This is a genomic window from Hymenobacter coalescens (assembly GCF_054783195.1).
In genome coordinates, this window is record NZ_BAAGRA010000003.1 from 67,560 (window position 1) to 90,412 (window position 22,853).

Annotated in this window: 16 protein-coding genes; 13 read left to right on the top strand and 3 right to left on the bottom strand. The window is 65.9% G+C overall.

Features of this window, described 5'->3' with window-relative positions; all coding sequences use genetic code 11:
- Positions 1–406: 406 nt before the first annotated feature.
- The 7 genes from ACYVKQ_RS02480 (at position 407) to ACYVKQ_RS02510 (ending at position 9,050) form a co-directional block, all read left to right on the top strand.
- A complete protein-coding gene (locus ACYVKQ_RS02480) occupies positions 407–703 on the top strand; it encodes a hypothetical protein (protein WP_460575270.1) in 297 nt (98 codons plus the stop codon).
- Positions 704–794: 91 nt separating this feature from the next.
- Entirely contained in the window at positions 795–1,973 is a 1,179-nt protein-coding gene (locus ACYVKQ_RS02485) for an efflux RND transporter periplasmic adaptor subunit (protein ID WP_460575272.1), read from the top strand.
- Positions 1,970–3,229 (top strand): ABC transporter permease, encoded by a 1,260-nt coding sequence (locus ACYVKQ_RS02490; RefSeq protein WP_460575274.1) that lies wholly within the window; start codon positions 1,970–1,972, stop codon positions 3,227–3,229. Before ACYVKQ_RS02485 ends, ACYVKQ_RS02490 begins: the two co-directional genes overlap by 4 nt.
- 1 nt (position 3,230) lies before the next feature.
- Positions 3,231–3,929: an ABC transporter ATP-binding protein gene (locus ACYVKQ_RS02495; RefSeq protein WP_460575276.1), complete on the top strand. Its 699-nt coding sequence runs from the start codon at positions 3,231–3,233 to the stop codon at positions 3,927–3,929.
- 494 nt (positions 3,930–4,423) lie between these two features.
- The gene (locus tag ACYVKQ_RS02500) at positions 4,424–5,992 is read left to right on the top strand and encodes a helix-turn-helix domain-containing protein (protein ID WP_460575278.1); all 1,569 of its coding nucleotides are present in this window, start codon (positions 4,424–4,426) and stop codon (positions 5,990–5,992) included.
- 229 nt (positions 5,993–6,221) lie between these two features.
- A complete protein-coding gene (locus ACYVKQ_RS02505) occupies positions 6,222–8,114 on the top strand; it encodes a glycoside hydrolase family 13 protein (protein WP_460575280.1) in 1,893 nt (630 codons plus the stop codon).
- A 39-nt stretch (positions 8,115–8,153) separates the two neighbouring features.
- A complete protein-coding gene (locus ACYVKQ_RS02510) occupies positions 8,154–9,050 on the top strand; it encodes a carbohydrate kinase family protein (RefSeq protein ID WP_460575282.1) in 897 nt (298 codons plus the stop codon).
- A 500-nt stretch (positions 9,051–9,550) separates the two neighbouring features.
- Here ACYVKQ_RS02510 and ACYVKQ_RS02515 read toward each other — a convergent pair whose 3' ends face one another.
- The 3 genes from ACYVKQ_RS02515 to ACYVKQ_RS02525 form a co-directional block, all read right to left on the bottom strand.
- Positions 9,551–11,551 carry a T9SS type A sorting domain-containing protein gene (locus tag ACYVKQ_RS02515; protein ID WP_460575283.1) on the bottom strand — a complete coding sequence of 667 codons (2,001 nt, stop codon included), beginning with the start codon at positions 11,549–11,551 and terminating at the stop codon, positions 9,551–9,553.
- A 512-nt stretch (positions 11,552–12,063) separates the two neighbouring features.
- Positions 12,064–14,793 (bottom strand): PAS domain-containing sensor histidine kinase, encoded by a 2,730-nt coding sequence (locus tag ACYVKQ_RS02520; RefSeq protein WP_460575285.1) that lies wholly within the window; start codon positions 14,791–14,793, stop codon positions 12,064–12,066.
- A 173-nt stretch (positions 14,794–14,966) separates the two neighbouring features.
- Positions 14,967–17,630: a cation-translocating P-type ATPase gene (locus ACYVKQ_RS02525; protein WP_460575287.1), complete on the bottom strand. Its 2,664-nt coding sequence runs from the start codon at positions 17,628–17,630 to the stop codon at positions 14,967–14,969.
- 239 nt (positions 17,631–17,869) lie between these two features.
- Here ACYVKQ_RS02525 and ACYVKQ_RS02530 point away from each other — a divergent pair, with 239 nt between their 5' ends.
- From ACYVKQ_RS02530 to ACYVKQ_RS02555, 6 genes are all read left to right on the top strand, one after another.
- Positions 17,870–18,421 carry an RNA polymerase sigma factor gene (locus tag ACYVKQ_RS02530; protein ID WP_460575289.1) on the top strand — a complete coding sequence of 184 codons (552 nt, stop codon included), beginning with the start codon at positions 17,870–17,872 and terminating at the stop codon, positions 18,419–18,421.
- Positions 18,422–18,423: 2 nt separating this feature from the next.
- A complete protein-coding gene (locus ACYVKQ_RS02535) occupies positions 18,424–19,275 on the top strand; it encodes a HEAT repeat domain-containing protein (RefSeq protein WP_460575291.1) in 852 nt (283 codons plus the stop codon).
- A 93-nt stretch (positions 19,276–19,368) separates the two neighbouring features.
- Entirely contained in the window at positions 19,369–20,139 is a 771-nt protein-coding gene (locus tag ACYVKQ_RS02540; protein WP_460575293.1) for a DUF4097 family beta strand repeat-containing protein, read from the top strand.
- 46 nt (positions 20,140–20,185) lie between these two features.
- Complete coding sequence (locus ACYVKQ_RS02545) at positions 20,186–20,902, top strand: DUF4097 family beta strand repeat-containing protein (protein ID WP_460575295.1); 717 nt, start codon at positions 20,186–20,188, stop codon at positions 20,900–20,902.
- 290 nt (positions 20,903–21,192) lie between these two features.
- Positions 21,193–21,855: a YceI family protein gene (locus ACYVKQ_RS02550; RefSeq protein ID WP_460575297.1), complete on the top strand. Its 663-nt coding sequence runs from the start codon at positions 21,193–21,195 to the stop codon at positions 21,853–21,855.
- Between the two features lie 58 nt (positions 21,856–21,913).
- A complete protein-coding gene (locus ACYVKQ_RS02555; RefSeq protein WP_460575299.1) occupies positions 21,914–22,852 on the top strand; it encodes a ring-cleaving dioxygenase in 939 nt (312 codons plus the stop codon).
- Position 22,853: the final 1 nt, after the last annotated feature.

A 22,853-nucleotide genomic window follows, 5' to 3' on the forward strand; every position in this document is an offset into this window, starting at 1 on the left:
GGCGCGCAAGCCCAAAGGGGGCGGGGGCAGCCTGAGACCGAAAACGGATTTGTCCGTGGCCGGGCTGGCCGGTGATGTAGCTGGGCTGCACGGCCCTATTTACCGCTTCGATCAAAGTATGTGTCTTGCTTTAAATGATGCAATTGCTACTGCAGGGCCGCAACGAGGCCACGCGGCAACCGGAGCGGCTGGTAAGCCGCTCCGGTTGCCGCCAGCGCGTGCCGCCAACCGCCCCGCTGTCCGACGGCACGGCGTCCTATGCGTACCGCCGTAACCGCAGGCTCACGCTCCGAGGCACGCTCACGGCCCGGGTAAATGTCATACTGTCGACCGGGCGCAGCAGCAGCACGACGCAGAGCAGGGACTCCGGGCCGGGCTCCCGCTGTTGCTCGGCGTCGGCGCCGTTTTGCCCCAGCAGCACCAGACCGAGGCCCAGCAGCTTTCGGACGGACAGCAGCACATTGCCCGGCTGTTTCTGAAAGACTTGCCTGTCATCTGCCTCGACCAGCCCGCAGCCCCGCTCGACGCGCTCAAGCGGGGCCGCACCGTGGTCATCATACCTCACTCGCTGGCCCAAATTATCGGCGCCGATGTGGCCTACGTGCTGAGCAAGGCCGCGTGGTGGAAAGCGGCGCCCGCGAGCTGCTTTATGCCCAGGGCGGGTCCTGCCGTCGCATCTTCGATGCTTCGGCCCGCCGCCTGAACGTTGCCAAAATAGCACATACCTTAACCCTGGGCCACGCGGACGAGTAGCCCGCGGTTTTTCGTTGTTTTTTACCTGCGTCCACCTGCCGATGCTCGTTTATCATAACCACACCCAACACCGAGCCGCTGCGCCACCGGCCAGGGGCGGGGCCAGCCCCGAACGGCAGGACCGGAGCTGCGCGCTGGCTGCCCGGCTTGGCTGCCTGCTGGCGGCGACCCTGCTGCTGGGCGGCTGCCAGCGCAAAGCCGAGCGCATCCGGCCGGTGGTAGCCCCCATTTCCGAGTGCGTATACGCGGCCGGTACCGTCAAAAGCGCCGGGCAATACCAGGCCTTTGCCAGTGTGGGCGGCGTGGTCAGGGAGGTGTACGTGCGCGAGGGCGACTCCGTGCAGGTGGGCACGCCCCTGCTGGCCATTGCCGGCGACGTGCCGCAGCTGGCCGAGCAAAATGCCGCCCTGGCCGCCCGCTACGCCGACGTGGCCGCCAACCAGGACCAGCTCCGCGAGGCCCGGGAACAAATCGACCTTCAGCGCCGCACCCTGCAGCACGAGCAGGAGCAGCTCGCGCGCCAGCGCCGGCTCTGGGCACAGGCCATCGGCACGCGGCAGGGGCTGGAGCAGCGCGAGCTGGCCCACGCCAGCGCCCGCACGGCCTACGCGGCGGCGGTGGCCCGCTACCGCACCCTGCAGCAGAAGCTGGACTTTCAGGCCCGGCAGGCGCGCACCAACCTACGCATTGCCCGGCAGCAGGCCAGCGACTTCGTGCTGCGCAGCCGGGTGCGGGGCGTGGTTTACAAGCTGTACCCGCGGCAGGGCGAGGCCGTGAGCCCGCAGACGCCGCTGGCCCTGCTCGGCGAAGCCCGCCGCTTCGTGCTGGAAATGCAGGTCGACGAGGCCGACATCGTGCGCGTGCGCCCCGGCCAGCGGGTGCTGCTCACCCTCGACAGCTACCCCGACCAGGTATTTCCGGCGCGCGTGACGCGGGTGGTGCCGCTGATGAACGCCAGCAGCAAAACCTTCGTGGTGGAGGCCGCCTTCGGGCGCCAGCCACCGGTGCTCTACCCGCTGCTGAGCTTCGAGGCTAGCATCGTGCTGCGCACCAAGGCCCGGGCCCTGCTGGTGCCGCGCCGGGCCTTGGTCAACGACTCTACCGTGCTCGGCCGCGACGGGCAGCCGCGGCGGGTGCGCACCGGCCTGCGGGATTACCAGATGGTGGAAATCCTCGGCGGCCTCGGGCCCGACGACGAGCTGACCGTGCCCGCCCCATGAGCGCGCCGCTGCTGGTGGAGGTAGCCGTGGCCCTGCTGCGGGCGCGGGGGCGGCAGACGCTGGTGGCTGCCATCGGCGTCACGTTCAGCATCACCATGTTCGTGGCCCTGCTCAGCTTCATGTCGGGCCTGAACAAGCTGCTCGACGGGCTGGTGCTCAACCGCACGCCCCACGTGCGCCTCTACCACGAGTTGCAGCCCGCCGCCCGGCAGCCCGTCGACCGCGCCACCCCGGGCCGCCGGCAGCACAACTTCATCCGCTCCATCAAGCCGCGCTACGAGCTGCCGCGCATCCGCAACAGCGCCGCCGTGCTGGCCGCCATCCGCCGCGATGCGAGGGTGCTGGGCGTGGCCCCGAAGGTGCAGACGCAGGTGTTCTACAACGTGGGCACGCTCACGCTCAACGGCACCGTCAGCGGCGTAGAAGTGGCGCAGGAGGCGTCCCTGTTCGCCTTCCGCGACTACGTGGTGGCCGGCAACTACCTCGATCTGCAAACCGTGCCCAACAGCATCGTGCTGGGCAAGGGCGCCGCCGACCTGATGCTGGTGGGCGTGGGCGACGTGGTGCAGCTGACCACCACCCGGGGCGAGCGGGTGCAGCTCAAGGTGGTGGGGCTGTTTCAGTCGGGGCTGCTCGACATCGACAAGGTGCAGAGCTACACCTCCCTGGCTACCGCGCAGAAGTTGCTGGGCGAGTCGAGTACCTACGTTACCGACATCCAGGTGAAACTCCACGACCTGGCCCAGGCCCCGGCCGTGGCCCGCGAGTACCGGCAGCTGTACGGGGCACAGGCCATGGACATCCAGACGGCCAACGCGGAGTTTGAAACCGGCACGTTTATCCGCACCCTGATTTCCTACGCCGTGGGCGTCACCCTGCTGGTGGTGGCCGGCTTCGGCATCTACAACATCCTGAACATGATGATTTACGAGAAGATGGATACCATTGCTATTCTTAAGGCCGTCGGGTTTGCGGGCCGCGACGTGCAGCGCGTGTTCATCCTGGTGGCCCTGTCCATCGGGGTGTTCGGCGGCGGGCTGGGGCTGCTGAGCGGGTTGGGCCTCTCGCTGCTGATCGGGCAGCTGCCCTTCAACCCGGCCTCGCTGCCGGCCGTGCACACCTACCCGATTGACTACAACCCGCTGTTCTACGTCATTGCGGGCAGCTTCGCGCTGCTGACCACCTTTCTGGCGGGCTACTTCCCGGCCCGCAAGGCCAGCCGCATCGACCCGGTCATCATCATTCGCGGCAAGTAACATGGAGACGCCCGTCCTCGAAGCCCGCGGCATCACGAAGTACTTCGCCGACCCGGTGCGGGTGCAGGTGCTGCGCGACATCAGCTTTGCGCTCGGCCGCGGCGAGTTTGCGTCCGTGGTGGGCAAGTCGGGCTGCGGCAAGTCCACGCTGCTCTACATCCTCTCCACCATGGATACCGCCTACGAAGGCACGCTGCTGCTCGACGGGGCGGTGCTGGGCGGCAAATCCGAAGCCGAGCTGGCGCGGGTGCGCAACGAAAAAATCGGCTTTGTGTTCCAGTTTCACTACTTACTCAACGAGTTTTCGGTGCTGCGCAACGTGATGCTGCCCGGCCAGAAGCTGGGCCGCCTCCCGGCCCCGGAGCTGGAGCACCGCGCCTACGAAAAGCTGCGCATTCTGGGCATTGCCGACGAGGCCCTGAAAAAGCCGCACCAGCTCTCGGGCGGGCAGAAGCAGCGCGTGGCCATTGCCCGGGCCCTGATCAACGACCCGCTCCTCATCATGGGCGACGAGCCCACCGGCAACCTCGACAAGAAAAACGGCGAGGTGGTGTTCGAGCTGTTTCGGGAGCTGGCCGAAACCTACCACCAAGCCCTGCTCATCGTCACCCACGACCCGGACTTTGCCGCCCGTACCCACCGCATCATTGAGATGGAAGACGGCCGCATCATTGCGGCCCCTACGGGGCTTAGCGTTTAGTTTAGGGGTGAAGGGCATCAGCAAACACGGCGGTTCGGATGAAGCCGTAGCTTGGCAAGCATGCAGGGGCGCTAGCACTGGAATGGAAAGCTATGCCAAGGCCAACTTGTCGGCGTTTTCAGGACGATACAATAAGTTGGGATGGTTCAACCAATCTGTCGTGGCTGGTGCAGAACCCGGGGCTAGCAGGTTGTAGCCGGGCGTGGCGTCGCCTTTTCACGTCACCCAGTTGAGGCCCCCTGCCAACGAGCCCCGGATCCACGGTCGTTTCATTTCTCGGAAGAGACGCGCGTACACCTGCTCGATAAATAAGTAACATTGACGCAATGTTTACTCCGGTGCTGAAGGGGCCCGCGTTGACGCGTGTATTGCTTTCCTTCTTGATTTTCCTGTTGGCCCATGGTAGCCGGGCTCAGCTTCGTAACCCAGAGGCCCCGTCTGCTGCGCGCCCGTCGCGTGCAGCAGTGCCCCCAGCGCCCCCGGCCTCGGCGCTCGTGAGTTACCGGTTTGTACTGACCTCTCTGCCGGCCAACACCCCGCAGGATGCCACGCTGTACCTGGTGGGCTCGTTTAACAACTGGCGACCAGCCGATGCCCGTTACCGGTTTCGCCGTCAGGCCGACGGCACGTACCTGGCCACGGTGCCGTCGAGCTTACCCGAGCTGGAGTACAAAGTGAGCCGGGGCAGCTGGGCCTCGGTGGAAGGCGACGCCCACGGCGACGTGCGGGCCAACCGCCTCGTCGGCCGCGCCACGGCCCGGGCAGGTAACATCGAGGTGCGCGTCCGCAGTTGGGAAGACTTAAGCGGCACTTTTCAGTTCTATTCGCTCTACGACCTGCTGCTGCTTTTCTCCTGCTTTCAGGGCGTGCTGCTAGTGGTGGCCATTCCCAGCATCCAGCAAGCCAACCGGGTGGCCAACCGCTGGCTGCTCGCTTTGCTGGCCCTCGGAGCGGCATTCACGCTGCTCAAAGTCGTGAGCAGCTACCGCGACGTGGCCAATGCCTTTCCCACCCTACAGCTCGTGCCCGATCTGATCTGGTTTCTGTACGGGCCGCTGTTTTACTTCTACCTCCGCAGCTTACTCTTCGAGGTCCGCATCGACTGGCAGCGGCGGGCGTATCACTTCATCCCGGCCGGGCTGCAGCTGCTGGTGTACCTGCCCTATTTTCTGCTCGATGGCTACGAGTTCCAACTTAAGCTGGTGAGCCACGACGCGCTGCTGCGGGTGGTGCTGCTCAGCGCCGGGCTGGTGGCGCTGGGCTGTAACGTGGGCTACTGGCTGGCCTGCCGGCGCATGCTGCGGGCTTATACCCGCGCTTACCAAGCCAGCGTGGCCGCCGAGCAGAACCTGACCTACCTGAGCACCGTGCTTGGCATCCAGGCCGTGTGCCTCGGGCTGTGGACGTTTTTGTTCGGGGCCGTGCTGGTGAGCCGGGTGCTGGCCTTCGATGTCTACACCTTGGCCGACCGCAACGTGGATCTGATATGGCTGGTATGTTCCACCATTCCCTACTTTCTGGGCTACATGGCCATTCACCAGCCGGAGGTGTTTAAAGTGGCGCCGGTGCTGCCGAAGGAGCCCACGGCGCCAGCCGCCCCCGCCACGGCGCCTGCTTTGGTCACCGAAGCCGAAGACTTGCCGGCCGTGCCCGCCGCGGCAACCGAACCGGCTCCCGCTACAGCAGTACGTCCGACACCGGCAGCCTCTGCCGAAACGGAGGCCCTGCTGGAAACCGTGCGCCGCTACATGCAGGCGCAGCAACCCTACCTCGACCCCGACCTGACGCTGAATGCGCTGGCCGCCGGGCTGCAGCTCCCCCCGCACGTACTCTCGCGGATCATCAACGACGGGTTTGGGCAGAGCTTCTTCGATTATATCAACGGCTACCGGGTGGAGGCCTTCAAGCGCCGCATGCGCGAACCCGATGCCCAACGGTTTACCATGCTCAGCCTGGCGCTGGAAGTCGGCTTCAACTCCAAAACCGCGTTCAACCGGGCCTTCAAAAAGCAAACCGGCCAGACCCCGCGCGAACATCAGCACAGCCTGGACGCCGCCGGTTAGTCCGTCGCCGGTTGGCTGCCTGGGAGTGGTTTGAGAAGGTGCCGCCCACCCCTAACCGAGACGCCTAACGTGCCACTTTTCGAAAGCGGGACTAGTGCACACATCAATAACGCGCTGGTGGATAGCTTGCTATAACACGGTACTTGTTGGAGCAGGCCACGTGGGAAAGTGGGGCGACCAGGCCGGCCGGGGCTGGTAGGTTTGCCGACTCAATCCTTCCCCTCCCTGCATGAACAGTTGCAAATTCTGGCTGGCCGTTGTGCTGCTGCTATGGACCGGCCCCCTCTGCTTTGCCGCGCCGATACCCACCGGCACCGCGGCGGCCATCAGCCGCGTTGACCCCACCTTTTGGTGGGTGGGCATGAAAAATCCCAAGCTGCAGCTGCTCGTGCACGGGCCCGGCCTGGCCACCAGCCAGGTCACGCTGGCCCGCTACCCCGGCGTCACGCTCGACGGTTTTCAGCGCTTGGAAAGCCCGAATTACCTGCTCGTGAACCTCACGATCAGCCCCGCCGCCAAGCCCGGGAAGCTGCAGCTGGAATTCCGGGGCCCGCGCAAAATCACCCACGCCTACGAGCTGCGGGCCCGCACCACGCCCGGCGACAAGAGCAAGGTGCAAGGCATCAGCAGCGCCGACCTGATCTACCTGCTCATGCCCGACCGCTTCGCCAACGGCGACCCCAAGAACGACGTGGTGAAGGGCAACCGCGCCCCCGGCGTGGCCCGCGACTCGATGTACGCCCGCCACGGCGGCGACCTGCGGGGCATCGAGCAGCACTTCGGCTACTTGAAGGAGCTCGGCGTGACGGCCATCTGGCCCACGCCGGTGGTCGACAACAACATGCCCAGGGCCGGCTACCACGGCTACGCCCTGACCGACTACTACGCCGTGGACCCGCACTACGGCACGAACGAGGACTACGTGCGCTTCGTGGAGCGCGCCCACCAGCAGGGCCTGAAGGTCATTCACGACGTGGTGCTCAACCACGTGGGCTCCTACCACCACCTCTGGCTCGACCAGCCCGCCAAGGACTGGTTTCACCAGTGGTCCACCTTCACGCGCGGCAACTACCGCAACGGCACCGTGAACGACCCGCACGTGGCGGCGCTGGACCGCCAGCTGTTCAGCAATACGTGGTTTGACACGACCATGCCCGACCCGGCCCAGGAAAACCCGCTGGTGGCTACCTACCTGATCCAGAACTTCCTGTGGTGGGTGGAATACACCGGCGTCGACGGCTACCGCGTGGATACCTACACGTACTCCGACCCCAAGTTTCTGATGCAGTGGGGCCAGGCCATCCTGGCGGAATACCCGCAGCTGGGCATGTTCGGCGAAACCTGGATGCAGGAGGCCGAAGGCGTGGCCCAGCAGGCATTCTGGACCCGCAACGTGTTTCCGCCGGTCAACGGCTTCAAGAGCAACCTGCCGGGCGCCATCGATTTTATCCTGCGCCAGGCCCTGCTGGAAAGCCTGACCAAGCCGGCGGGCTTCGCCGAAGGCGTCAGCAAGCTCTACTACGCCGTGCAGGGCGACTGGATGTACGAGGACGCCACCCGCAACGTCATTTTCCTCGACAACCACGACGTCGACCGGGTGTTTTCGGTGCTGGGCGAGGACCTGCGCAAGCAGAAGATGGCCGTGGCCTGGCTGCTCACCGAGCGCGGCATTCCGCAGCTCTACTACGGCACCGAGGTGCTCATGAAGAACTTCAGCCGCCCCGACGGTTTGCTGCGCGAAGACTTCCCCGGTGGGTTCCCCGGCGACCCGCAGAACGCCTTCACGGCGGCCGGCCGCACCCCGGCGCAGCAGGAGATGCACGCGTACGTGCGCAAGCTGGCTAACTACCGCAAAACCCACCCCGTGCTGCACACCGGCCGGCTCACCCACTACGTGCCCGAAGACGGCGTGTACACCTACTTCCGCCACGATGCCCAGGGCCACACGGTGCTGGTGATGATGAACTGCAACCCGGCCGCGAAAACGGTGCCGCTGCGCCGCTTTGCCGAACGCCTGCACGGCTACACCTCGGCCCGCGACGTGCTGACGGACGCCCCCGTACCCGATCTGCAAACGGCCACCGTGCCCGCCTACACCACCCTGGTCTGGGAGCTGCAATAAACGCCGTCACCCCGGCACCCGCTGTTTTTCCTGCTTTCCGTGGCCCACACGCTCATTTTAGGAGGCACTACCTTCGACCACATCGTGACCCTGCCCGAGCTGCCGGCCCCGCAGCCGCAGACCATCCACCGGGCGCCTTTTCACGAGGGCACCGGCTCTACCGGCGCCGGCAAAGCGCTGGCTCTAACCAAGCTGGGCGTGCCCGCAACGCTCTATTCGGCCGTGGGCGACGATGCCTACGGCCGCCACATCGTCGCCGATTTACGGGCGCAGGGTGTAACGGCCCGTTACGTGCTGGACCCGGCCGGTACCGAGCGGCACATCAACCTGATGGACGCCCGGGGCCGGCGCATTTCCCTGTTCGTTACCCAATCCTCGCCCGCGCTGGCGTTTGACCACGCCGAGGTAGCCGGCCTCATCCGCAGCAGCCGCTGCGTGGTGCTGAACATTATTTCCTACTGCCAGCACTTTATTCCGCTGCTGCGCGGCTACCCCCGCCCCATCTGGACCGATCTGCACGACTACGACGGCCAGAACCCCTACCACCAGCCCTTTATCGACGCCGCGCAGTACGTGCACCTGAGCTCCGACAGCCTGCCCGACTACCGGCTCGTGATGGAGCGGCTGCGCACGGCGGGCAAGCGCCTGGTGGTGTGCACCCACGGCGCGGCGGGGGCTACGCTGCTCACCGCCGCGGGCCAGTGGCTGGAGCAGGCCGCCGTGCCCGCGCCCGCCGTGGTGGACAGCAACGGGGCCGGGGACAACTTCTTTGCCGGCTTCCTGCACGGCTTTCTGCGGCAAAAATCCCTGCAGGAGTGCCTGCAATACGGCGCCCTGTGCGGCAGCTGGTGCGTCGGCGCGCCGGGCCTGGTCGACCCGCAGTTGAGTGACTTGCGGCTGCAGCAGGCCTGGCAGCAGCATTTCGGCAACGAATGAGCGTGGCGAACGGCTCAGCTTAGTGCCCCCTCGTCTGTTATTCATTCCGAAAAAGAACGCCGCGAAAACGGGGTGGCTATTGCTGAAGTCTTGGCCCCACTTGCTCGGCGGGCATGGGGTACAGGGACGTGCAAACAGCTGCTTCACCCGAGGGTTGTGGGTAAAAGTTTGGCACAAGAGCTAAACGGACGACTCGGTTTGGGGCCCCATTGGACGGCGAAGGGCGCGTCCGGGTCAAAGCGTAACCAACGTTGACTTCCGTAAAGCCGCACGTGTCGGTCGAGTGGGAATGGTGGACTCGACCGCGTCGTGGCGCAGGCCGCCTCGCGCTCGGAGGCGCTGATCGTGACGGAGCGGAACAGCTGGTGCCGGTCGTCGAGGAAGCCGTAAGGACTCAGGGGTGCCCACGCCGACGCGCTGCAATTCGGATGAGAAATCCTGGCTGGCTCCGTGCTGGGCGTTTCCGGCTGTTCGCGGGGGGCGGTGCTTCACCAATGGAGTCAGTGCTGGATGAGCACGCGGCAACTGCCCACCGGCTTGTCGGCGTTCAGCAGCCGCAGGTGGTAAAAGCCCGCCGGCAAGCTGCGCACGTCCAGCGGCTGTTGCGCCGACGTCACCGCAAAGCGACGCACGAGTATTCCCCGCCCGTCGTACAGGAAGGCTTGCGTGGCAGCCGGGGCCTCTAGCACCACGGTGGCATCCGCCGGGTTGGGGTACACCACGGGCGGCAGGACGGCCGGTCCGTCCGCGGGCGATAGGAGCGTGGGCCGGGAAACGGTACCGGCGGTATCCTGCGGCGCGGCCGTGATGGCGTAGGCCTCGATGCCGGCGACGCAAATACCGCCCGACGTGGTGAGCTTGATGCGGTTGTCGCGCACGGAGATGTTGCGGGCTACGCGCCGGTACCACGTTCCTGCTGATCCGCTTTCGGTGCGGGCCGCCGCCAAGACGCCGTTGACCTTCGCGGAGTAGATCCGGCCGGCATCCTCGGCCCACGTGTAAAACCACACGGTGTACTGTCCGTTAGGGACGTGGGTGAGCACGCAGGTCACGGTACTGCCCTTCACCCGGGAGCGCAGCACCGACTCGCGCGCGGCGCACACACGCGGGCTAAAAGCTACGCTGCCGTTGGTGCCGACGGGCCCGAGCAGGGCAAAGTTCGGGGCCTCGCCGCTTTCCCACGGATGCCCATCCAACGCGGGCAGGGCCGCGCCGTGCAGATTCACGGCCCGGTAGAAGGTAGGGTTGGTGGTGTCCGGGCCTATTTTCCGGGCCATGCGGTCCAGGCGCTGCACCCACAAGGCCCATTCGTTGGCCTCGGTCTGCAGGGTGATGGGGTCGGGCAGTGCAATTTGCAAGGCCGGGTCGACTTGGTGCCGGTTGGTGCTGTCCACGTCTACGTCGCGGCGGTAGCCGCCGTAGTTCATGTAGCCGATAATGTTTCCCTCGACCGTGTGGTTGCCGAAAAAAGCGGCTTGGGAGGAGTCGTTCAGCCACGCCGATAAGCCCGAGTAGGGGGCGCGCAAGGGCACCGTCACCCCGCGAATGCGCGCCGAGCCGCTGTTCACGATGCGGTTGTGACGGTAAGTGATGTGGTGGCCGGCGGCGATGTTCATTCCCGCGTTGCTGGTGCACACCACCACGTTGTGTTCGGCCACGATGTACTGGGTGGCGCCGGCCGCCGTGGAGTCGCTCCCGTCGCAGATAATGCCCGAGCCGGTATGGTCCTGGGTCGTCGGGTCGTCGGGCGGAAACCCGCCGTAGATGTAGTTATCGTGCACCAGCACGGCGCTGGTGGGGGTGCCGCCGGAGTTGTAAAAGTTGATGTTGTCCTCCACGAAGCTGGAGTCGGGGTCGTTGACGATCTGGTTCCACGCCACTTCGGCGCCGACTAAGCCGCGCACCTCGTTAAGAAACAAAAAGCTGACCGCGCCGCCGCCGCCGTTGCGGTAACGGCCGTCGATGTTCTTCACCTTGTTGCCCACCACGGTCAGCGTATTGGCCGCCGTGCCGTTGCCGGACCAATTCTGCAGAAAAATGCCGCTCGTGTGCTCCAGATAATTGTTTTCCACCCGGATGGAACGCGCGTTCATGACCGTCAGGAAGCGCCCGCGGTGTTGGTTGTCGGCCGTGGGGGCCAAGCCGTAACCCCGGCAATTGCGCACCGTGATGTGGTGGGCCGTGCTGTCGGCGTACACCAGTGGCCCGAACCCGGCGAAGACGCAGTTCACCAGCACCACGGAGTCGGCAGTGCGCACCTTCACGCAGGGCACGTTCGGATCCAAGCTGCGGAAATTACCGGTGTAGGTGCCGCCCCGGGTAATTTCAATCGGGCCGCGGTACGCCACGGGCGGGGCCTGCGCCCGCGCGGCGGAGAGCCCCGCGCACAGCCCGGCAGCCAGCAGCAGCAGCAGCGCGGCGGCGGCCCGCCACGCCTTACGCCGAAGTCCATCGAAGGGGAGAGCCTGCCGTTGCAAGCGCAGCAGTACGAAATCCGGCATAAGCACTGGGTTATTAGTTGAAGCGGTAAATTAATATAAATCAACATATTAATACTATTTACTTATGTATTTACACGTGTCCGTTGCGTGGCGTGCACGCGGCAGGCAGTTGAGCTTGGCTGCTTTTAGGGCGGGCCCGGGTGGTTGCGCCGAGACCGGCGCTTTTACCGGCAATTATGGTTTCCGGCAGCAGCAGCGGTTCGCAGCAGCCGGTTGCATGGTCGCAAGCGCCCGCCGCAGCCCCGGTGGAAATTTGCAAAAGCAGCACCCTCTCACGGGGCGTGCGCCTGGGGCGCTGCTGGTTGGAGGCGCCAGTCGTGTTGCGTGAGAAAGGCTTGGGTCGCAAAGGGCACAAACCAGCCGCGGCTTACGATGGCCGCAGGCTTGCGGCCCCGGCGTTGGGCGGCACATGGCCAGGGAAGAGCGGGAACAATCCGGTCCGGCCGGGGACTTGCTCCGCGGCCAGCCGCAGCCGGTGAAAGGCCGCGGCGGCTGGCCGCGCTGTCACGTGGCTAGGACGTGCCCAGCCGAATGCGGAACGTGGCACCCGCGCCCGGCTGGCTGGCTACCTCCACGCCGCCGCCGCTGGCTTCCACGATGCGTTTCACCAGGTACAGCCCCACCCCGGTGCCCGCCGTGTGCGTGTGCAGCCGCCGGAAGAGGTGAAACAGCTCCGCGCCATACTTCGCCGCGTCGAAGCCCAGGCCGTTGTCTTGGACTTCCAGCACGGGCTGGCCCTGGTCCACCCACACCGCGACGTGGATGCGGGCCGGCCGCAGCGGATCGGCGTACTTCAGCGAGTTGCCCAGCAGGTTGAGCAGGATGGTGCGCAGGTTGGCGCGAGCGAAGGACAACGCCGAGCACGCCGCAAAGTCGGTGGTGATGCAGGCCCGGGCCGCCTGCACCTGCGGCTCGAGGGTGCCAACGACTTCTTCTGTGAGTTCGGCCAGCGAAACGAGCTCGGCGGGGGCCTGGCTCAGCTGCTGCGCCTGGCCCAGGGCGGCCAGGTCGTCGATGGTATTGCTCAGCTGCTGCAAGGCCTCCTGCACCATGGGCACCAGCAGCTGTTCCTCGGCGGGGTCGGCAAAGGTGGTGCCGCGGCGCAGCTCGTCGAACAGGCTGGTGAGGTTGTTGACGGGCTGCTTCAGGTCGTGGGAGGCAGCGTACACGAAGTTGTCCAGGTCCTGGTTGGTGCGCCGCAGTTGCTCGTTGGCCTGCTTGAGCTCGGTGATGTCGATGGCCGAGCCCACGTAGCCGTACAGGTCGCCGTTGGGGTAAAAGCTGGGTGCCCCCTGCGCCAGCAACCAGCGGTACTCGCCGTCGTGGCGGCGCATGCGGTGCTCCAGCCGGTACAGCGAACGGGTGCGGATGGCCTCCGTCAGGGTGCGTTGGGCGTGGTCCAGCTCGTCGGCTGGCAGGTATGGCGCCCAGCCCGTGGCCACGTACTGGTCCAGGCTGGTGCCCACAAAGTCCAGGAAAGCCTGATTGGCGTAACGAATGGTCGAATCCGGGTTCACGGCCCACACCTGGTTGGGCGCCGCGTCGGCCATGATGCGGAACCGGGCTTCGCTTTCGCGCACGGCGGCAATGGCCTGCTGCTGCGCCGTCACCTCGAACACGAACGCCAAAATGCCGTCCACCCGGCCGTGCTCGTCGCGGCGCGCCTGGTACACGAAGGTGAAGTAGCGGTCCTCCAGCACCCCATCGGTGGGCCGGGCTACGGGTATGAGCAAGGCCTGCTCCTCGCGCGTTTGCCCGCTGGCGTACACGCTACGCAGTATAGCGGCGACGGGAGTAGCCTCGATTTCGGGCAGGGCCTCAAAAATCGGCCGCCCCAGCAACTCGCGGCCCGGCACCAGCATGTGGTAGCCGGGGTTGACGAATTCAAACACCAGCTCCGGGCCGGCCAGGATGCAGATGCCGGTGGGCGCCTGCTCAAACAGGGTGTAGAACTTGCGCTGCTGCGCCTCGCGGTCTTGGCGGGCCAGGGCCTGTTCGGTCACGTCGTAGGCAAACACGGAGATGCCCCTTATCTGCCCGTTTTCGCGGTAGGCCTGGTACGTGAAGTTAAAGTAGGATTCCCGCTGGGCGCCGTCGGGCTGATCGATGCCGAGCCGCATTTCCCGCCCGAAAAAGGTTTCGCCGGTCTGGTACACGCGGTCGAGCAGGGCCAGGAAGCCTTGCTGGGCAGCGTCGGGCTGAATCTCGGCAATGGTTCGGCCCAGCATCCGGCGGCCGGGAAACAGTTGCTGGTACGCCTCGTTGTGGTACTCCACCCGGTGTTCGGGCCCGCGCAGCAGCACGATGCTGGCCGGGGTTTGCTCGAATACCTGGTAAAAGGTCTCGCGCTCCTCCGCCCGGCGCTCGGCGGCCGCCAGCACTTCGGCCTGCAAAGCCACGGCCTGCTGCCGGGCCGCTACCTGCTGGGTTATCTCGGTGGCCACCACAATCACGCCCGTCACCGCGCCGTGCACGTTGCGCCAGGGCTGGTACACGAAATCAAAATACACCGGCGCCCGCTGCCCGTGGCGTGTCAGGCTGGCCGACAACTCCTTGGCCACATACGGCTCCCCGGTGTGCAGTACCCCCGCCAGCAGCTCCTCGTAGCCGATGCCTTTGGCTTCGGGCAGCGCTTCAAACAAGGGCTTGTCGAGCACGTCCGCCGCGGTTTTGCCCCAGAGCTCCAGGTGGGCCTGGTTTGCGAGTTTGATGATGTGGTCGGGGCCCTCGAAGATGGCAATGGCGGCGGGCGCCTGCTCGAAGATGGCCGTCAACTCCGCGCGCTGTGCCTCGGCCCGTTCCCGATCCGCGCGGGCGCGGGCCTGGCTCTGGCGCAGGGCGGCTTCCACCACGCTGCGGTCTTGCTCCTGGCTGAAGGTAAAGCTGACCAGCAACAGGTGGCCCAGGCGCCGGCCGCTGACGCGGCAGTACGCATCGTGGTCGGGGCCCTGGTAGTTCAGCTCGAAATGACGCGGCTCTTCCGAGGTGTACGCCTCGCAGTGAAACGCAAAAGCCGCAAACGGTGGCAGTTCCGGAAAGACCTCCCGGTACGTCGTCGCGGGCTGGGCGGGCAGGCCCAGCAGGCGCTGGGCCGTGGGATTCAGGTAGGCAAACGCAAAATCCACGATTCGCCCATCCGCGTCGGTCAGGGGCGCGTAGCACACCACCCCGCTGATGGACAGCTCGAGCAGCGCCGGCAACAATACGTCGGGGGGAACGGCGTCGGGAAGCGTATGGGCCACGGCAAGCAACGCTGGCAGCGAAATAGATAGGGAAAAAAGAATGGCCGGCGGCGGGGCGACGGCGGCACCCTGCAAGGTACACTACTTGCTCTGAAGCAGGGAGGCGACGCTGCCCCGGTGGCCGGAAGCAGCAACCCGGGAACCGAGCCTCGGCACGCTCCTCGGGAGCCACCTCAGGCTGCGGCTCGGCCCGCGCGCCACCGGGTGAAGCCCTTGAGGGCCTCGTTGATCAGCAGGGGAACCAGCCCCAAGCCGATGGCCACCAGCCAGCCGCGCGCGTCCAGCAGCTGCAGCTTGAAGGCCCTTTGCAGCGGGGGCGCGGTGAGGGCCAGCAGCTGCAGCAGCAGCCCGAGTACCACGGCGCCGGCGAGGTAGCGGTTGGTGAGCAGCCCCACCTGAAAAACCGACTTGTAGGGGCTGCGAAACGAGAGCGAGTACAGCAGCTGGCAGCAGATGATGGTCATAAACGCCATGGTGCGGGCGTACTCGTGAGCTGCCGCGGGAATGGCCTGCCCGTAGGGATGGTAGCCGTGCTCGTAGTAGCCGTACCAGAAGGCGGCCGTGGTGAGCAGGCCGATGAGCGCGCCGCCCAGCACCACCTGCCGCCCCGCGCCGTGGGCGAAAAAGCTTTCCTGGGGGTTGCGCGGCCGTTCAAGCATCACGTCCGGGTCGCCGGGGTCCAGGCCCAAGGCCACGGCCGGCAAGGAGTCGGTGAGCAGGTTGATCCACAGCAGCTGCGTGGCAATCAGCGGAGCCGGCAGGCCGATGACAAGGCAGAGCACCATCGTCACGACTTCGCCCATGTTGCTGGCCAGTAGAAAGATGACCGATTTCTTGATGTTGCTGTAAATGGCGCGGCCCTGCTCGATGGCGGCAATGATGGTGGCGAAGTTGTCATCGGTCAGGATCATGTCGGCGGCGTTGCGGGCTACGTCGGTGCCGGTGATGCCCATGGCCACGCCGATGTCGGCCGCGCTCAACGACGGGGCGTCGTTGACCCCGTCGCCGGTCATCGATACGATGTGTCCCTGCGCCTGGAAGGCCTTCACGATTCTGACCTTGTGCTCCGGCGATACCCGCGCAAACACCCGGTACTGCGTCACATGGCGCGCAAATTCCTCGTCCGAAAGCCCGTTGAGGTCTTCGCCCGTGACGGCCTGCCCCATGTCAGCGGCAATGCCCAGCTCCCGGGCAATGGCGAAGGCTGTGTTCTTATGGTCACCCGTAATCATGACGGTGGCAATGCCCGCGGCGGCCGCCCGGCCAATGGCGTCCTTGGCTTCCTCCCGCGGCGGGTCGATCATGCCCACCAGGCCCAGCAGCACCAGGTCCTGCTCCATCTGCTCGGGCGCGATGACCGCCTCGACGGGCCTGTGGGCAGCCCCCAGGGTGCGCAGCGCCTGCTCCGACATGGCCTCGGCAGCCCGCAGCACCTGCACGCGGTGGGCGTCGGTAAGGGGCACCACCCGGCCGTTTTCGTGCACGTGGGTGCAGCGCGGTAGCAAGCTGTCGATGGCGCCTTTGGTAAACACGCGCAGCCCGCTGCCGTTGGCCGTGAGCGTGGACATGAGCTTGCGGTCCGAATCGAAGGCCCGCTCGCCCACGCGCTGCTCGGCCGCCGCCAGCGCGCGGCGGTCCAGGCCTAGCTGGTCGCCGAACACGAGCAGGGCAATTTCGGTGGGGTCGCCGGTGCCTTCGCCGTTTTCGTAGGTGGCGTCCGAGCACAGGATCATGGCTTCGGCGAGCCGGCAGGCGGCTTCCGGTGCCCCGGCGCCCGCGGCTTCCACGGCGGCCTCGCCCAGGCCCGGCAGGTAATACCGCGTGACGGTCATCCTGTTTTGCGTCAGCGTGCCGGTCTTGTCGGTGCACACGATGTTCACCGACCCCAGCGTTTCCACGGCGGGCAGCTTGCGGATGATGGCGTGGCGGCGGGCCATGGCCGTCACGCCCACCGACAGCACCACCGCCACGATGGCCGTCAGGCCCTCGGGAATGGAGGCCACGGCCAGCGACACGGCCAGCAGAAACGTGCTGGCCAGGTCGTGGCCCCGCAGCACGGCCAGCGCGAACATGGCCACGCACACGCCGACCGCCAGCTTGCCCAGCGTCCGGCCCAACTCGTCGAGCTTCTGCTCCAGCGGCGTCTTGCCTTCCTGCTGCTCGCCGAGCAGGCCCGCGATTTTGCCGACCTGCGTGTTCATGCCGGTGGCCACCACCACGCCCGTGCCGCGGCCGTACGTGACCAGCGTCGACATAAACGCCGCGTTGGCCTGGTCGCCAAGCGGAGTCTGCGGGTCGTCGCAGGTGGCGTGCGCATCCTTGGTCGTGGGCACCGATTCGCCGGTCAGGGCTGATTCCTCGATTTGCAGGTTGGCCGATTCCAGCAGCCGCAGGTCGGCGGCCACTAGCCGGCCGGCGTCGAGCAGCACGATGTCGCCCGGCACCAGCCCTTCCGATTCCACCTCGTGGACCTTGCCGCCGCGCCGCACCAGCGCCCGCGGCGTGGCCAGCTGCTGCAGCGCCTCGATGGCGTTGCCGGCTTTTACCTCCTGCACCACGCCCAGCACCGCATTGAGCATGACAACGCCCAGGATAATGAGCGCATCCACGTACTCGCCCATGAAGACGGTGATGGCCACGGCCGCCAGCAGCACGTAAATCAGCGCGTCGCGGAGCTGCGCCAGGAGCAGCTGCAGAACGGTTTTCTTTGGGCGGCCCTGCAACCTGTTGGGGCCGACCCGGGTGAGCCGCGCGGCGGCTTCCTGCTCGGAAAGCCCGGTGGCGGGGTCGACGGCCAGTTCCTGCAGCACCTGTTCTACCGGCGTGGAAATCTGCATAAGCTTAGCCTGCTGTTCTGGAAAGAATGGGACAATCGGTTTCGGGCACAGCGGGTCGGTGATGCGCCGCCCGGGTGCAAGTAACGCACTGCGCCCTTGCCGTGCAGGTTTGGGGTTTGTCCCGCCTCGATGCTGGCGGAAGCTACAGGCGGCCCCGGTCAAAGAAAATGTTACGTCGGCTGTAACGATGCCGGCATTTGCCGGTACTCCCCTCAACCAACCCGCAAACCCAACCCCCGGTGGCCGACCATTACCCGAGCGACGATGCCTTGATGGCCCAGGTGCAGGCCGGCGACCTGGACCAGCTCAGCGTGCTGTTTGACCGCTACCAGCTGCCCATTTTCAACTACCTGCTGCGCCGCACCAACAACGACCTGGAAACCGCCGAGGACCTTACCCAAACCGTGTTTGAACGCGTGCTGAAATACCGCGCCAGCTACCACCCGAGCCAACAGTTTCGGGCCTGGATTTACCAGTTGGCCCGCAACGCCCACGCCGACCACTGGCAGCGCCAGCAGCGCATGCGCACCTTCGAGGTGCAGGAAGTGGAGCAGCACGGCGGGTTGGGCGCCACCGCCTTTGCCGCCATGACCTCCACCGAACGCGAACAAAACCTGCACGAAGCCCTGGCGCTGCTGCCCGACGCGCAGCGCGACATTCTGGTGCTGCACCGCTTTCAGGGGTTCAGCTACGAGGAAATCGGGCAGCAGCTGGCCTGCAGCGCCGGCGCCGCCAAAGTGAAAGCACATCGGGCCCTGCAAGCCCTGCGAGCCATCTATTTCGCGTCTTAGCCATGCCACACCGCCCTTCGCCATACGACTGTTTCACCGTAGCCGACCTGCTGGTCGACTACGCCGACCAAGTGCTGCCGCCCGACCAAGCCGAGCGCGTGGCCGCTCACCTCAGCCAGTGTGCCGCCTGCCAGGAGCAGGTGGCTCAGCTCCGGGCGCTGGCCGTGCAGATGGAGGCTGTGGAGCCGGCCCGGCCCACGCCCGCCCTGCGCAGCCGCTTTCTGCAGCAGTTGGAGCAGGAGAAGGCGGCCCAGGGCACGCCGGTGGTATCCGCGCCCCCCGGGCCGGAAGCCCGCGTGCGGCCGATGTGGCCGGCCGAAGCAACCCGCTGGACCCTGCGCGTGGCCGCCGGCGTGGCCCTGCTGGTGATGGGTATGATGCTGGGGCAGTGGTGGCGGCCTACCGAAGCCACCACGGCCGCTACCGCCCCGCCGGCGGCTACCACCAAACACGCCATGCAACTGGCCAGTGCGCTGTCAGGGGAGGCGTCGCAGCGCCTGTCGGCCAGCGACCGGATTCAGCTGGTGAGCAACGCGGCCGCCGCTGCCGATACCACCGGCGACCCGGTGGTGCAGGTGCTCATCAACACCCTGAACTTCGACCCCAACGCCAACGTGCGCCTGGCCGCCGCCAGCGCCCTGTACCGCCTGCGGGCCGACCCGCGCGTGGGCGAAGCCTTCACCCAGTCGCTGACCATCCAAACCGACCCCAACGTGCAGATTGTGCTCATCGAGCTGCTGGTGAACATGCGCGAGCGGCGGGCGGCGGCCCAGCTCGAGGAGCTGGCCCAGAAATCCGACGCCCTGCCCATCGTCCGCCAACAAGCCGAATACGGCCTTGGCACCCTGCTCTAGCCCTTTTCCTCTTCTTGCTTCTCTCGGCCCAGGCCGTGGGCGCCGCGAACGTGGCGGCGCCGGCCTGGCCCGACGTGTACTTCCCCTTCTGACATGAAAAAGTCTCTGCTCCTTACGTTCAGCTGCCTGCTGCTGGCGGCGCCGGCCCTGCGGGCCCAGGAATTCAAACTCAAGCTCGGCGGCAAGGACCGCAAAATCGAGCTTGACATGCAAAGCAGCGCCGTGACGCTGGAAGGCTACAACGGCGACGAGCTCGTCATTCGCGGCAACGGCTACGAGCCCCTGCCCAAGCGCGCCGAGGGCCTGCGACCGGTGTACAACGTGGCCGAAGACAACACCCGGCTGGGCCTCTCCGTGACCCAGAAGGACAACGTCGTACGTATCGTGCAGGCCTCGCGCAAAGACGCGAACTACCTTATCCGGGTACCGCGCTCGGCGTCGGTGGTGCTGAACCAAGCCTCCTACAACGGCGGCAGCATAGAAATGCGCGACCTGGATGGCAACGTGGAGCTGAAGCTCAAGAACGGCGACGCGAAGCTGCTGAACATGGGCGGCGGCGTGGTGGCCAACTCCGTGAGCGGCAGCATCACCGTGCGCTACGCCGACTTAAACAAAGCCCCCAGCTCCATTTCCTCGGTGAGCGGCGACGTGGACGTGACCATGCGCCCGGCCAGCAAGGCCACGCTGCAGCTGCGCTCCATTTCGGGCGAGGTCTACACCGATTTTGACATCTCCATGAGCAAGGCCCCCGGCGACACGCGCCGGGTGGGCGGCCAGCTGGTGCAGGGCACGGTGAACGGCGGCGGCACCAGCGTGACGCTCCAATCGGTGAGCGGCGACGTGTTCGTGCGCAAAGCCAAGTAACGGGCCGGTTCGCGGCATTTCCTCTCCTTCCTATTCTGCTTCTGCCATGAAACTCTTTCGGTTCCTTCTCTTCGTCTGCGGTGCCCTGCTGCTGCTGCCCGCCGCCAACGCCCAAAAAATCATTGAAAAAAGCGCCCCGGTAGGAGCCGGGCAACGGGTCGTGCTCGAGTTGCCCCAGGCCACCAGCATCAAAATCCGCGGCGGCTCCGGCCAGCAGCTGCGCGTGCGGGCCGCCGTCACCATTAACCAAAACAAGCTGAACGACGCCCTGCTCATGACCCTGAACACCGACGGCAGCCAAATCACCCTGAAATCGGCCTTCGACGAAGCCCTGCTGCGCACCGGGCAGCCCGGCGACTGCCCCGCCGGCAAGGACCACACTTCCTGGACCTCGGGCGACAACGGCCGCGACGGGTACCGGGTGTGCAGCAACGTGGACGTGGAGATTGAAGTCCCCGCCGGCGTGGCGCTGCGCGTCAATACCATCAGCGGCAACATCGAGGCCACGGGCTTGACCGGGCAGCTCGAAGCCAAATCCATCAGCGGGTACGTCGACGTCACCTGGCCGCCCGCGCAAGGCGCCGAAGTAGCCTTCAAGACCATTACCGGCGAGGTGTACACCGACCAGGACATTGCCTTTGCCAACCGCAAGCCCGGCGTGCCCATGGTGGGCTACGAGGTGCGCGGCTCCCTGGGCAAGGCCGGGCCCTCGGTGCGGCTGGAGTCGATCAGCAACCATGTGTATTTCCGCAAGCGCAAGTAGGAGGGAGGCCGCTACTTTCCCTGCCCGACCGCGCCGTAGCGCGCCGCTGCTCCGCAAATTAGGTTTGCTACGCTGCCGAAAGCCCGATCTGCCCGCAGGTCGGGCTTTCGGCGCTAGTTGGAGTAGGGGGCAGTTGGCTAGGCGCCGCCGGCACAGTTGGTGAGACGGGAATATTTCAACCGATGAAACTATGTATGTACATTAAATGTATATACATTTGAACGCGGCAGCTGATTGCGCAGCCAGCTAGGCCGCTCGTTTTTCACCTGCGCCTCCTTTCGTCCTTTGTTATGAAAAAGCTCCTCTTCCCCCTGCTGCTGGCCGCCACCGCGCTGTCGGCGCCCCTGCACGCTGCCAACGGCCCGGCCGCTGGCACTCCGGCCACGACGACCAAAGCCGCCGTGGAAACCTACAAGGTGCAGCCGCAGCTGAGCACGCTGGGCTGGCTGGGTAAAAAAGTAGGCGGTCAGCACAACGGCACCATCGGCCTGCAGGGCGGCACGGTGCAGGTGAAGGGCAGCCAACTGACCGGCGGCACCTTCGTGGTGGACATGGCCTCGCTCAAGAACACCGACCTGACCGACGCCGATTACAACGCCAAGCTCGTTGGGCACCTCAAGTCCGAGGACTTCTTCGGCGTGGCGCAATACCCCACCGCCACGTTCGTCATCACCTCGGTGAAGCCGATCAAAGCCGACGCGCAGGGCAACAACGCCCAGGTGGCCGGCAACCTGACCATCAAGGGCAAGACGCACCCCATCAGCTTCCCGGCTAAAGTAGGCGTGAAAAACGGCGTGGCGTCCGCTTCGGGCGTGGCCACCGTGAACCGCACCAAGTACGACGTGAAGTACGGTTCGACTCTGTTTGGCGCCGCCGCCGACAAGGCCATCGACGACACGTTCACGCTCAGCTTCAACGTCATTGCCAAAGCGAACGGCGTAGCCGCCCGCTAAGGCCGGTGCGCCGCTACTTTCTTCCTGCCTCCTTCTTCTTATTCCACTCTCAACTGCCATGGAACCCCGCATCTTAGGCCTGCACCACATCACGGCCATTGCCGGCAACGCCCAACGCAACCTCGACTTTTACACCAAAGTTCTGGGGTTGCGCTTCATCAAGAAGACGGTCAACTTCGACGACCCGGGCACCTACCACTTCTATTATGGCGACGAAGCCGGTTCGGCCGGTACCATCCTCACGTTCTTCCCTTGGGAAGGCATGCAGCCCGGTCGCCGCGGCACGGCGCAGGCCACCGAAATCGGCTATTCCGTGCCCGAGGGCAGCCTGGCCTTCTGGCTGAAGCGCTTCGAGCAGTACGGCGTGACCTACAACAAGCCCAGCGAGAAGTTCGGCGAGTCGTACCTCACGTTCCTCGATCCGGACGGGCTCAAGCTGGAATTGGTGGTGTCGAAGAATCCTGATCCGCGCACGCCCTGGACCACGGCCGAGGTCGGGGCCGACGTGGCCACCAAAGGATTCCACCACGTGACGCTGACCCTGGCCGACATCAAAGGCACGGCCGACGTGCTGACCGACATCTTCGGCTACACGCTGGTGGAGCAGCACGTAAACCGCTACCGCTTCGCCACCGACACGGTGCTGGGCGCGCAGCTGGTGGACTTGGTGGAAGCGCCGGGCGAAAAGCGCGGGCAGGTTGCGGCCGGCTCGGTGCACCACGTGGCCTTCCGCGTGCCCGACGACGCGGCGCACCAGCACTTCCGCCAGAAAATTGCCGCCAAGGGCTTCAACGTCACCCCGCAGATCGACCGCGACTACTTCCGCGCCATCTACTTCCGCGAGCCGGGCGGGGTGCTCTTCGAAGTAGCCACCGACAACCCCGGCTTCACCGTGGATGAGCCACTCGGCGAGCTGGGTACGCACCTGATGCTGCCCCGCCAGCACGAGCCCCTGCGTGCCCAACTCGAAAACCACCTGCCCAAACTCACTTACTGAG